The organism is Burkholderia lata, assembly GCF_000012945.1.
GTDB lineage: Bacteria > Pseudomonadota > Gammaproteobacteria > Burkholderiales > Burkholderiaceae > Burkholderia > Burkholderia lata.
Window position 1 is genome coordinate 2,845,408 of record NC_007510.1, and the last position, 11,936, is coordinate 2,857,343.

The 11,936-nt window shown below is 67.3% G+C and carries 10 protein-coding genes; 8 read left to right on the top strand and 2 right to left on the bottom strand.

The annotated features are described in order from the left end of the window. Positions 1 to 105: 105 nt before the first annotated feature. The 3 genes from BCEP18194_RS18885 (at position 106) to BCEP18194_RS18895 (ending at position 3,748) form a co-directional block, all read left to right on the top strand. Positions 106 to 1,284 carry a GNAT family N-acetyltransferase gene (locus BCEP18194_RS18885; RefSeq protein WP_011352859.1) on the top strand — a complete coding sequence of 393 codons (1,179 nt, stop codon included), beginning with the start codon at positions 106 to 108 and terminating at the stop codon, positions 1,282 to 1,284. A gap of 510 nt (positions 1,285 to 1,794) precedes the next feature. Further along, complete coding sequence (locus BCEP18194_RS18890; protein ID WP_011352861.1) at positions 1,795 to 2,829, top strand: AraC family transcriptional regulator; 1,035 nt, start codon at positions 1,795 to 1,797, stop codon at positions 2,827 to 2,829. A gap of 49 nt (positions 2,830 to 2,878) precedes the next feature. Continuing rightward, the gene (locus BCEP18194_RS18895) at positions 2,879 to 3,748 is read left to right on the top strand and encodes a GIY-YIG nuclease family protein (protein ID WP_011352862.1); all 870 of its coding nucleotides are present in this window, start codon (positions 2,879 to 2,881) and stop codon (positions 3,746 to 3,748) included. Between the two features lie 54 nt (positions 3,749 to 3,802). On the opposite strand, the gene ppa is transcribed toward BCEP18194_RS18895, so the two are convergent. Beyond that, complete coding sequence (ppa, locus tag BCEP18194_RS18900) at positions 3,803 to 4,330, bottom strand: inorganic diphosphatase (protein ID WP_011352863.1); 528 nt, start codon at positions 4,328 to 4,330, stop codon at positions 3,803 to 3,805. A 568-nt stretch (positions 4,331 to 4,898) separates the two neighbouring features. Here ppa and BCEP18194_RS18905 point away from each other — a divergent pair. The 5 genes from BCEP18194_RS18905 (at position 4,899) to BCEP18194_RS18925 (ending at position 10,631) form a co-directional block, all read left to right on the top strand. After that, positions 4,899 to 6,338: an aldehyde dehydrogenase family protein gene (locus BCEP18194_RS18905; protein ID WP_011352864.1), complete on the top strand. Its 1,440-nt coding sequence runs from the start codon at positions 4,899 to 4,901 to the stop codon at positions 6,336 to 6,338. A 92-nt stretch (positions 6,339 to 6,430) separates the two neighbouring features. Then, a complete protein-coding gene (locus tag BCEP18194_RS18910; RefSeq protein ID WP_011352865.1) occupies positions 6,431 to 7,189 on the top strand; it encodes an SDR family oxidoreductase in 759 nt (252 codons plus the stop codon). A 275-nt stretch (positions 7,190 to 7,464) separates the two neighbouring features. After that, a complete protein-coding gene (locus BCEP18194_RS18915) occupies positions 7,465 to 8,769 on the top strand; it encodes an MFS transporter (protein ID WP_011352866.1) in 1,305 nt (434 codons plus the stop codon). Positions 8,770 to 8,994: 225 nt separating this feature from the next. Further along, on the top strand, positions 8,995 to 9,408 hold the full coding sequence (locus tag BCEP18194_RS18920; protein WP_041492925.1) for a helix-turn-helix domain-containing protein: 414 nt from the start codon (positions 8,995 to 8,997) through the stop codon (positions 9,406 to 9,408). Further along, entirely contained in the window at positions 9,405 to 10,631 is a 1,227-nt protein-coding gene (locus tag BCEP18194_RS18925) for an alpha/beta fold hydrolase (RefSeq protein ID WP_011352868.1), read from the top strand. Before BCEP18194_RS18920 ends, BCEP18194_RS18925 begins: the two co-directional genes overlap by 4 nt. 115 nt (positions 10,632 to 10,746) lie before the next feature. Here the strand turns inward: BCEP18194_RS18925 and BCEP18194_RS18930 are convergent, their stop codons facing one another. Continuing rightward, positions 10,747 to 11,934 carry a heme biosynthesis protein HemY gene (locus BCEP18194_RS18930; protein WP_011352869.1) on the bottom strand — a complete coding sequence of 396 codons (1,188 nt, stop codon included), beginning with the start codon at positions 11,932 to 11,934 and terminating at the stop codon, positions 10,747 to 10,749. Positions 11,935 to 11,936: the final 2 nt, after the last annotated feature.

Here is an 11,936-nt window from a genome sequence, read left to right on the forward strand (position 1 = left end):
GATCGGCGCAGCCCGGCGGCGCGCCCTGAACGGCTGACGAAATCGTCCCGGTGCGGGCCGCGCAGGCCCTCGCATCCGGCGACACAGAACGGTACGGATTCACGCTTGAAACACGAACGCATCGATTATCGCACGGGCATCCTGTCGTCCCCCGCAGAGGTGCCGGCCGAAGAATGGAACGCGCTGCTCGCCCGCGACGCGCAGCCGACGCCCTTCCTGCGCCACGAATTCCTCGACGCGCTGCACGTCGCGCGCTGCGCGGTCGACGATACCGGCTGGTCGCCGCACTTCGTCACGCTGACCGACGAGCGCACCGGCCGCCTCGCGGCCGCCGCGCCCGTCTACGCGAAGCAGCATTCGTACGGCGAATACGTGTTCGACTGGGCGTGGGCCGACGCGTACCAGCGCAACGACCTGCCCTACTACCCGAAGCTGCTGTGCGCGGTGCCGTTCACGCCCGTGCAGGGCACGCGCCTGCTCGCGGCCGACGACGACGCGCGCCGCCGGCTCGCGGCCACGCTGCTCGCGTTCGCCGAGCAAAGCGACGTGTCGTCGCTGCACGTGCTGTTCCCGACCGGCGACGAAGCGGCGCTCCTCGAATCGATGGGAATGATGCTGCGCGAAGGCGTGCAGTTCCACTGGATCAACGACGGCTACCGCCACTTCGACGACTTCCTCGGCACGCTCGAACAGAAGAAGCGCAAGAACATCCGCGCGGAGCGGCGCAAGGTGCACGACGCGGGCGTGACATTCCGGCGGCTCACCGGCGACCAGATCACCGACGCCGACTGGCGCTTCTTCTCGCGTTGCTACCGGCAGACCTATCGCGAACACTATTCGAGCCCGTACCTGAACCTCGACTTCTTCCGCACGATCGGCGCGACGATGCCCGAGAACCTGTTGCTCGTGATCGCGGAAGCCGACGGACAGCCGATCGCGAGTGCGCTCGCTGTCTACCGGCGCGGCGAAAACGGCGGCGGCACGCTGTACGGCCGCTACTGGGGCGCGGTCGAACACGTCCCGTGCCTGCATTTCGAAACGGCCTACTACCAGTTGCTCGAATTCTGCATCGAGGCCGGGCTCGATACGTTCGAAGGCGGCGCGCAGGGCGAACACAAGCTCGCGCGCGGCTTCCTGCCGACCGTCACGCACTCCGCGCACTGGCTCGCGCACCCGGCGTTCTCCGACGCGGTCGCGCGCTTTCTCGAACGCGAGACCGAGCATATCCACGCGTACGTCGACGAACTGCGCGAACACGATCCGTTCCGGCGCGGCGCCGAGTAACGTCATCAAGCATGCCGGCATGCGACGAAGCCGCGACCGGCTTCGCCGCATGCCGCACGGCCCCGGTCAGCTCAGTGCGCGGCGAGCGTCACCGTCGTCGTCGGCACCTGCGGGTCGCGCGACGAAGCCGCCGCCGACAGCCCGTAGTACCCGCCGCGATCCGCCACGCGTACGCGTGCGCATTCGCATCCCGGATGGCACAGCGCTGCGCCGGCACCGCGACGCTAACGGTCAGCGCCGCGCCCGGCTGCCGCGCGCGACCTTGGTCCAGCCGACGAGCCGCTTCGGCGGTTCGCGGAGCGATGCGGGCCGCACCGCGAGCGCGCACGCGGACACCATCGTCGAACGCCGGGACAGTGAAGTTTTCGTTGATCCGACTGAATTGATCTGTTGTACTTGTCACCACACTCCAGCGTCCAAGCAAAAAACGACCGGTCACCATGCTTGACCGGCAAGAGCAGTACTTGACCTCTCGCAGCGGGGGCAAACCCGAAGGTCATGGAGAGAGACATGGAGTTACGACAGAAATCGGTATCCGTCCGGGTCTACCGACAGGCGCTCGACGACATGCGCCGCAACGGCTTCGACCTCGCGCCGTTGTATGCGACGCTCGGCATCGGCGCGACCGATCTCGCCGACGATGCGCGGCGCATCCCCGGCGATCGGCACGTCGCCGCGATGCGGCTGATGAGCGAATGGCCGTTGTCCTGGCATCGGCCGCCGCCGCAGGTCGTGCCGTGGCTCGCGCCGTTCCCCGAGCTCGCGGGCATCACCTGCAACGCCGCGACGCTGCGCGATGCGCTGCACGGCTACTTGCGCTACCGCGAACTGATCGGCAACGTCGACTGGGTGTTCGCGCATGAAACCAGCGGCGCGATCGCGCTCGAGTACGTGAACGAGGGCGACGGCCGGCCCGCCAGCAGCGCGTTCGCAAATTTCGCGATCCTCGTCGCGCTTGCGCGCCTGTACGATCCGCACGTGCAGGTCGACGAAGCCGCGTTCGCGGGCCGCGCGTTCGCGCCGACGGCCGCGCTGCGCGACCTCCTCGGCGCGGCAGTGTCGTTCGATGCCGCGTACAACCGCGTCGTGCTGCGCTCCGCGCGCCTCGACACGCCGTTCGAGCGCTACAACGCGCCGCTTGCGGACATCCAGCGTCATGCAGCCGACGCCGCGCGCGCGCGCGTGCGCGCCCGCTCGACGTTCGGCTCGTCGGTCGAACAATGCGTGCGTGACTGGCTGCGCACGTCCGACGACGCCGACGTGCCGTCCGACACGCTGATGGAGCACGTCTGCACACGCTTCGCGATGTCGCGCTGGACACTGCGCCGGCGGCTGCATCGCGAAGCGGTCGGGTTTCATGCGCTCGTCGCACAGGCCCGGCTCGGTGAAGCGCGCGACCTGCTGCTGAATACGCAACTGCCGATCGGCGAGATCGGCGTGCGGGTCGGCTTCCGTTCGACGAGCGCGTTCACGCGCTTCTTCACGCGCGAACTCGGCGCGGCGCCGAGCCGCTTCCGCGACGGGCACGGCGATCGGTGGCGTTGACGGGCACTTTTTCTGAGACACTGGCGGCTTCGCATCCCGCCGCCCTGCCATGTCCTGGTTTCTGTATCTGATCGAATGCGCCGACGACAGCGTCTACACCGGCATCACGACCGACGTTGCCGCGCGCTTCGACGAGCACGCATCCGGCAAGGGCGCGCGCTACACGCGCTCACGCAAGCCGCGCGCGGTGCTCGCGTCGTTTCCGCTGCCCGACCGGTCGAGTGCATCGCGCGCCGAATACTGGGTGAAGCGGCTCACGGCGGCGCAGAAACGGGAGCTGGCGGCCGGGTTGCGGACGCTGGAGTCGGTGCTGCCGGCCGTGGTGGCCGTCGATGCGAGTGGTGATGTGGCCGGGTTGAAGGCCGGTGCTCGCGGGCGGAAGAAGGCGAAGGCGGAGAACGTCGATAGCGCGGCGAAGACGGTTGAAGCGGGTAAAGGCACGAAGAAGGCTGGAAAGGCGGGGAAAGCCGAGACGGTCGACAAGGTCGTAAAGGTCTCAAAGGCCGGAAAAGCGGAGAAGGTCGACAAGCCCGCGAAGACCGCCAAGCCGACAAAAGCCGCACCGGTCGCGAAACGCAAGAAGCCCGACAGCGATGCGGCCTCACGCAAAGCTTCGTCGCGCGACGCCCTGGCAAAAAAGGACAAGCCGGCCGCACCCTCTTCGTCGAAAAAAAAGGTGCCGGCAGCCAGTGGCAAACCCGTCACGACCGGACGCGAAGACGCCGCGCCCGCACCGGGTCGCCGCCGCCCGGCAGCCACGAAAGCCACCAAAGCCACGGCGGCCTCCGTTGCACCCGTTGCCCCTCGCCGCGCGAAGCGCACGAAGGATGCGCAGGCCACCGCCACACCGCGTGCGTCCGTGGCCGCCTCGGCGCGCAAACAACCTCAACGCACAAAACAAAACCGCGCGGCCTCCTGAGGAGACACGCGCGGTTTGCGTTTCGCACGAACCGGCCGTCGGCCGGTACGCCGCTTACTTCTTGTAGTTCGCTGCGCCGTCGGTGATTTCCTTGTGCGCGGCTTCGATGCCTGCCCAGCCTTCGACCTTCACCCACTTGCCCTTCTCGAGCGCCTTGTATTGCTCGAAGAAGTGCTTGATCTGGTCCTTCAGGTACTCGGGCACGTCGTCGATCGACTTCAGGTTCGCCGTCATCGGGCAGACCTTGTCGTGCGGCACGGCGACCAGCTTCGCGTCGACGCCCGACTCGTCGGTCATCTGCAGCATGCCGAGCACGCGCGAACGCACGATCGAGCCTGCCAGCAGCGGGAACGGCGTGATCACCAGCACGTCGACCGGATCGCCGTCGCCCGACAGCGTCTGCGGGATGTAGCCGTAGTTCACCGGATAGCGCATGCCCGTGCCGATGAAGCGGTCGACGACGAGGAGGCCCAGTTCCTTGTCTGCCTCGTACTTCACCGGATCGCTTTGCGCGGGAATCTCGATGATCACGTTGAAATCTTGCGGCAGGTCCTTGCCGGCCGGAACATGATTGAAGCTCATGAGCACTCTCTGTAGGTCGATGGGAATTCGGGACAGGGCGCCGCGGCCGATGCACCGCCGCAGACGTCCCGCAAGGGAATGCGCCATTATAGCCAATCGACCGGTGGCGTCCGGATGACGATCGGCCGATAATCGTTCCGGATGCCCGGCCGTCGAACCACCGGCCGCGTTAGGTGGAACCGGCGTTGGTGGCTGAAGCGCTGTCGCCGGTCGACCGCGAAACATGGGGCCCGGGTGAGCGCTGAAGTGCTGACTCGGGTCGATCGTGAAGCATGGGGCCTGGGTAAGCCCTAAAGCGCTAACTTGGATCGACCGCAAAGCATGGGGCCCAAGCAAGCGCTAAAGCGCTAACTCGGGTCGACCGCAAAGCATGGGGCCCAAGCAGGCGCTAAAGCGCTAACTCGGGTCGACCGCGAAGCATGGGGCCCAAGCAAGCGCTAAAGCGCTAACTCGGGTCGACCGCAAAGCATGGGACCCAAGTAAGCGCTGAAGCGCTAACTTGGGTCGACCGCGAAGCATGGGACCCAAGTAAGCGCTGAAGCGCTAACTTGGGTCGACAGGAGCTGGCATGGAAGAGGCGAAGCACTTCATCGCGGGCGAATGGACGTTGCCCGCGCAACTGGAAACCATCGCGGTCGTCGATCCATCCGACGGCCAGCCATTCGCGTCGATCGCCCGCGGCACGGCGCCCGACATCGAGCGCGCAGTCGCCGCGGCCCGCGACGCATTCGCAGGCCCGTGGGGCGCGGCCAGCGCCGCCGAGCGCGGCCGCGTGCTGATGCGGCTGTCAGCGCGCGTCGCCGGCTCGATCGAGGAGCTCGCCGCGATCGAGGCGCGCGACACCGGCAAGCCCCTGAAGCAGGCACGTGCCGACGCAGCCGCGCTCGCGCGCTACTTCGAGTTCTACGCAGGCGCCGCCGACAAGCTGCACGGCGAAACCCTCCCCTATCAAGCCGGCTACACGGTGCTGACGGTGCGCGAGCCGCACGGCGTCACGGGCCACATCGTGCCGTGGAACTACCCGATGCAGATCTTCGGGCGCAGCGTCGGCGCCGCGCTCGCGGCCGGCAACGCCTGCGTCGTCAAGCCGGCCGAGGATGCGTGCCTGTCGTTGCTGCGCGTCGCCGAGCTGGCCGTCGAGGCCGGGCTGCCGGCCGGCGCGCTCAACATCGTCACCGGCTATGGCCATGAAGCCGGTGCCGCGCTCGCGCGCCATCCAGGCATCGACCACATCTCGTTCACGGGTTCACCGGCCACCGGCAAGCTGGTCACGCAGATGGCGGCCGAGAATCACGTACCCGTCACGCTCGAACTCGGCGGCAAGTCGCCGCAGATCGTGTTCGCCGACGCCGATCTCGAAGCGGCGCTGCCCGTGCTCGTGTCCGCGATCGTGCAGAACGGCGGACAGACCTGCTCGGCCGGCAGCCGCGTGCTGATCGAGCGCGCGGTGTACGAGCCGCTCGTCGAGCGCCTCGCCACCGCATTCAACGGGCTGCGCGTCGGCCCGAGCCGCGCCGACCTCGACTGCGGCCCGCTGATCAACGCGAAGCAGCAACAGCGCGTGTGGGATTTCCTGTCCGACGCGCAGCATGACGGCATTCCGATGGCCGCGCACGGGCAGGTCGTCGCCGACGCGCCCGAAAGCGGCTTCTACCAGGCGCCCGCGCTATTGCGCGACGTACCGCCGTCACACCGGCTCGCACAGGAGGAAGTGTTCGGCCCCGTGCTCGCCGCGATGCGTTTCGTCGACGAAGACGAAGCCGTCGCGCTGGCGAACGGCACGCCGTACGGCCTAGTCGCGGGCATCTGGACGCGCGACGGCGCACGCCAGATGCGTCTCGCACGGCGCCTGCGGGCGGGCCAGGTGTTCATCAACAACTATGGCGCGGGCGGCGGTGTCGAACTGCCGTTCGGCGGTGTCGGCCACTCGGGGCATGGCCGCGAGAAAGGCTTCGAGGCACTGTACGGCTTCACAATGCTGAAAACGATTGCGATCCGGCACGGCTGATCACGCCGCAAGCAGCATGCGGCATACGACCGGCAGCGCCCGGTCGCGTGCCGAAGCACGACGACACTCATATCCAGCACAGGAGACACACCATGCGGTTGAGCGGCAAGACGGCAATCGTCACGGGCGGTGGTTCGGGGTTCGGCGAAGGCATCGCGAAGACGTATGCGCGCGAAGGCGCGAACGTCGTCGTCAACGACCTGAACGGCGCGGCAGCCGAGCGCGTCGCGAGCGAAATCGCGCTCACGGGCGGCAAGGCCATCGCGGTGGCCGGCGACGTGTCGAAGCAGGACGACTGGCACGCACTGCTGCAGGCCACGCTCGACGATTTCCACGCGGTGCAGATCGTCGTGAACAACGCAGGCACCACGCACCGCAACAAGCCGGTGCTCGACGTGACGGAAGCCGAATTCGACCGCGTGTACGCGGTCAACATGAAGAGCCTGTTCTGGTGCGTGCAGACCTTCGTGCCGTACTTCCGCGAACAGGGCGGCGGCGTGTTCGTGAACGTCGCGTCGACGGCCGGCGTACGGCCTCGGCCGGGCCTCGTCTGGTACAACAGCACGAAGGGCGCGATGATCACCGCAAGCAAGTCGCTCGCGGCCGAACTCGGCGCAGATCGTATCCGCGTGAACTGCATCAACCCCGTGCTCGGCGAAACGGCGTTGATGACCGAATTCATGGGCTGCGAGGATACCCCCGAGAACCGCAGCCGGTTCCTCGCGACGATCCCGCTCGGCCGCTTCTCGACACCGCAAGACATCGCGAACGCCGCGCTTTACCTCGCATCCGACGAAGCCGAATTCATTACGGGCGTCTGCCTCGAAGTCGACGGCGGGCGCTGCATCTAGCCGCACCGGGCTGTTCACGCGCCGAGCCGGGATTCTTCGGCAGGCACGGCATCCACGCACTGCTTCGCACGAAACCGGGCCTGCCACTGATACGCCGGTCCCGGCCAACTATAAGGACAGCGGTGCATGGGATCCAAGTAACCGCTAAAGCGCTAACTTTGATCGACCGCGAAGCATGGGACCCAAGTAACCGCTAAAGCGCTAACTTTGATCGACCGCGAAGCATGGGACCCAAGTAACCGCTAAAGCGCTAACTTTGATCGACAGGAGACAACATGGCAACATCGACGCAGTCGCTGCCGGGCTCGTCCGGCGCATTCGAGGAAGCAACCTACCGCAAGGTGTCGTGGCGGCTCGTGCCGCTCCTGCTGCTGTGCTACGTGGTCGCGTATCTCGACCGCGTGAACGTCGGGTTCGCGAAGCTGCAGATGGCGAGCGACCTGAACCTCAGCGACACCGTCTACGGGCTCGGCGCCGGGATCTTCTTCTTCGGCTACTTCCTCTTCGAAGTGCCGAGCAACATCATCCTGCACAAGGTCGGCGCGCGCGTGTGGATCGCACGCATCATGGCGACGTGGGGCGTGATCTCGATCCTGACGATGTTCGTCACGACGCCCACGATGTTCTACGTGATGCGCTTCCTGCTCGGCGTCGCTGAAGCGGGCTTCTTCCCCGGCGTGATCCTCTACCTCACCTACTGGTATCCCGCGCACCGGCGCGGCCGGATGACGACGTTCTTCATGACGGCCGTCGCGCTGTCCGGCGTGATCGGCGGGCCGCTCTCGGGCTTCATCCTGAAAGCGTTCGACGGCATCAGCGGGTGGCACGGCTGGCAATGGCTGTTCCTGCTCGAGGGGATCCCGTCGGTGCTGGTCGGCGTGGTCGTGTTCCTCAAGCTGGACGAGCGGATCGAGAAGGCGAACTGGCTGACCGACGACGAAAAGGCACTGCTCACGCGCAACGTCGATGCTGAAGAAGCCACCAAGGAAGACCTGCCGCTCGGCGCCGTGATGTCGAGCCCGCGCGTGTGGCTGATGGCGCTGATCTACTTCTCGTTCGTGATGGGGCTCTACGGCGTCGGCTTCTGGCTGCCGACGATCATCAAGGCCACCGGCGTGACCGACACGTTCACGATCGGCCTGCTGTCCGCGATTCCGTATGCGGCCGCAGTGGTCGCGATGATCCTGATCGCACGCAGCGCGGACCGGCACCGCGAACGCCGCTGGCACGTCGCGATTCCGGCCGCAATCGGTGCGCTCGGGCTCGTCCTGTCGGTGATCTGGGCGCACCAGACCGCGCTTGCGATGCTCGGCCTCACGCTCGCGACGATCGGCATCCTGACGACGCTGCCGCTGTTCTGGAGCCTGCCGACCGCGTTCCTTGGCGGCACGGCGGCCGCGGCCGGCATCGCGATGATCAACTCGATCGGCAACCTCGCCGGCTTCCTCAGCCCGTACATGATGGGCTGGCTCAAGCAGGCAACGGGCGCCAACGATTCCGGCATGTACATGCTCGCCGGGTTTCTCGTGCTCGGCGGGCTGTTGGCATTGTCAGTGCCGAAGCGACTGGTCGACAAGTAACCCTGAACGCATGACGTCCTCCGGCCGATAACCGACCGACACCCGAAACGCCCCGCTGGCCGGAACCGCTCCGGCCGGCGGGGCGTTTCTGCTTCCGCGCACGCACCGCCTGAGCGATACGGGTTCGGTATCCCGCAAACGATGACTTTCCCGCCGCAAAAATGCTCCCTATTAATCCGTTTACCATGGAACAATAAGGAACATTTTGAGCACCACTGGCCGAACATGCTCCATACCATCGAAGAGTCCGCCGCCCGCCTGCGTCTCCACCCGAAGACCGTCCTGCGCTTCATCCGCGAGGGCAAGCTGCCCGCAACGCGGGTCGGCCGTGCATACCGCATCCTCGACGCCGACCTCGCCGCGTTCGCGCAAACGAAGCCGGCCGCGCCCATGCCGCGTGCGGTGCGCGTCACCAGCATCGTCGACATTCCGGACGCATCGCAGTCGCTGCACCAGTACCTGTCGCGGTCGCTGCATGCGATGGCATCCGGCCGCACGTCGTATGTCGACCCGGTGCGAATCGACGTCACGTTCGATCCCGCCGGCAGCCTGGTCAAGATCATCGTTGCCGCAACGCCGGCCGACACGGCCGCGCTGATGTCGTCGGTCGAGGCACTGTTGCAGCAAAGCGGGACATGAGCGCGATCGTCAGGTCGCCCCGCCACGCCCGCGCGATTCGCTCGGCTTACGAGGCTGCGCTGTCGCACTGGCCGGCTGGACATCGGCGCATCACCGTGCAGACGCGCCATGGCACCACGCATGTGATTGCCTGCGGTCCGGAGCACGCGCCGCCGGTCGTACTGATCCACGGCGCGCAGACGACAGCGGCGAGTTGGCAGCACTACGCGGGCGAAGGGTCGAAGCATTTCCGGCTCTACGCGATCGACGTGATCGGCGAAGCGGGACCCAGCGCCCCGTCGCGGCCACCGCTCGCGAGCGACGCGTACGCGCAGTGGCTCGACGACGTACTCGACGGCCTGGGCGTGTCACGCGCCGCGTTCGTCGGCATCTCGCTCGGTGCGCGAACCGCGCTCGATTTCGCGTTGCGGCGGCCGGCGCGCGTCACGCGGCTTGCGTTGCTTTGCCCGTCCGGCATCGGCCGGCAGAAACCGTTTCTGTGGTGGGCGCTGCCGCTGTTACTGCTCGGCGATGTCGGGCGCGCCGGCGTGCGACGGCGCGTGCTCGGCCGCCTGCCGCCCGCATCGACGCCGGCCGAGCGCGACACGTTCGCGCTCATGCGCGCCGTGGATCGCGGCTTCCGGCCGCGCCTCGAAGCGATCCCGGTGTTCGGCGACGGCGCGCTGCGCACGCTGTCCACGCCCGTCATGGCGATCGTCGGCGGTCGCGACGTCATGCTCGATTCGCGCGAGACGCGCGATCGCCTGACGCGTCTCGTGCCGCACGCGCAGGTCCTGTTTCTTCCGGATCAATACCACTTCATCCGCGGGCAGCGCGACACCGTGCTCGCATTTCTCATGTCGACGGAGCCAACCCGCATGCACCACCGAATCGTCCAGGCAGCCGGCCACCGTGTGCTGGTCCGCGATCCCGCCGCCGGCCTGGTACAACGCGAAAGCGATGCGCTCGACCTCGTTGCGCTCGCGCACGAGCATGAAGCCGACTGGGTCGCGGTGCCCGCCGACGCGCTGCACGATGATTTCTACCGGCTCGAAAGCGGCCTCGCAGGCGCCGTGTTGCAGAAGCTCGTCAACTACGGCGTCCGGCTCGGCGTGGTCGGTGAAATCGACCACCGGCTCGCGCGCAGCGAAGCGCTTCGCGCGCTCGTTCGCGAGTCCAATCGCGGTACCTCGGTGTGGTTCGTCTCGAACGAGGGGGATCTGCTGCGCAAGCTCGGCGCGTGACGCGTCATCCAGGCTCACCCCGGACGAACAAAAGCCCCGAAGGCCTTCCGGCATTCGGGGCTTTTGTTGCGCAAGTTGCGCGAGCCGCCTGCATCAGGCGGCCACGCCACCCGCGTCAGACCACCGTAATCGCGAGCGCGCTTTCGCGGTAATGCTTCGCAGCCTTGTCGGTTTCGCCGAGATGCTCGAACAGTCGCGCGAGCGCGCGATGCGCGCGCACCTTCAGCGCCTCGTTGTCGGCCAGCTTCAGTGCCGATTCGAGGAACGACTGCGCCTTGCCCCACAGTTGCTGCTGCTGGCACAGGCGGCCGAGCGCGAACAGCAGGTCGGCATCCTCCGGGTGATCCTTCTTCCACCCTTCCGCCTTCTGGATCAGCGGCAGCGCATCGGCGCCGGCCGTGTCCGGATAACGGCGCAGCAGGCGCGCATCCCAGTTGTGCGCGAGCGCGTCTTCGACGATGCGGCGCGCTTCGTTGCGGCGTTCGAGCGGGACGAGCAGATCGGCGGCGAGATCGGCGAGACGCGGCGACTGGCGCTCGACCGGCGACAGCGACTGCCATACCTCGAGCAGTGCATCCGGGTCGTGCCGGCGTTCACGCAGCAGGTTTTCCGCAGCCTGCTGACGCAGCCGCACGGCCGCGGCCGGATGCAGCGCCTCGCGCTTCTCGAGCGCCTTCGCCAGCTTCAGCACCTCGGCCCAGTTCTTCAGCTGCTGCTGCGCGCGCAGCGCAACCTGCTGCGCATGGATGCGCTTGCCGCCCGCCTGCAGGTCGGCCAGCGCGGCGAGCGCACCGTCGGCATCACGTGCATCCGCGCGCATGTCGGCCGCGGCGAGCAGCCGTGCGTCCTGCCATTCCGGCGCGTCGACCTTCGACAGCCAGTCGTCGCGGCGCGTGTACTCGTGCATCCGGTGCGCAGCGGTGGCCGCGACGAGACTCGCCGCGCCCTGGTTCGCATCGACCGACAGCGCTTCACGCGCGGCCTTCTCCGCGCGCGAGAAGCGGCCTGCGTACAGGTTCGCGATCGCGTCGCGCAGCGATGCCTGCGCCTTCTCGTTGCGCGAACGCGCCCGATACGCGGCGACCCGCTGCGGCATGCGCCAGATGTTGCGCACGATGCGCAGCAGCGCATACACGACGATGAACAGCACGACGATGGCGATCACGAACAGGTTCAGCGACACGTCGATCCGGTACGGCGGATAGACGAGCAGCACCTGCCCCGCGTCGAAACGGCCAACCGTGGCGAGCGCAGCGGCGATCGCGAACAGGACCGCGAGCCAGACGATTCCTCGAAGCGTCATCG

Coding starts and splice junctions, on each gene's coding strand:
- BCEP18194_RS18890 (WP_011352861.1), top strand. CDS start 1,795: ATGGAGTTACGACAGAAATCGGTATCCGTCCGGGTCTACCGACAGGCG.
- BCEP18194_RS18895 (WP_011352862.1), top strand. CDS start 2,879: ATGTCCTGGTTTCTGTATCTGATCGAATGCGCCGACGACAGCGTCTAC.
- ppa (WP_011352863.1), bottom strand. CDS start 4,330: ATGAGCTTCAATCATGTTCCGGCCGGCAAGGACCTGCCGCAAGATTTC.
- BCEP18194_RS18905 (WP_011352864.1), top strand. CDS start 4,899: ATGGAAGAGGCGAAGCACTTCATCGCGGGCGAATGGACGTTGCCCGCG.
- BCEP18194_RS18910 (WP_011352865.1), top strand. CDS start 6,431: ATGCGGTTGAGCGGCAAGACGGCAATCGTCACGGGCGGTGGTTCGGGG.
- BCEP18194_RS18915 (WP_011352866.1), top strand. CDS start 7,465: ATGGCAACATCGACGCAGTCGCTGCCGGGCTCGTCCGGCGCATTCGAG.
- BCEP18194_RS18920 (WP_041492925.1), top strand. CDS start 8,995: ATGCTCCATACCATCGAAGAGTCCGCCGCCCGCCTGCGTCTCCACCCG.
- BCEP18194_RS18925 (WP_011352868.1), top strand. CDS start 9,405: ATGAGCGCGATCGTCAGGTCGCCCCGCCACGCCCGCGCGATTCGCTCG.
- BCEP18194_RS18930 (WP_011352869.1), bottom strand. CDS start 11,934: ATGACGCTTCGAGGAATCGTCTGGCTCGCGGTCCTGTTCGCGATCGCC.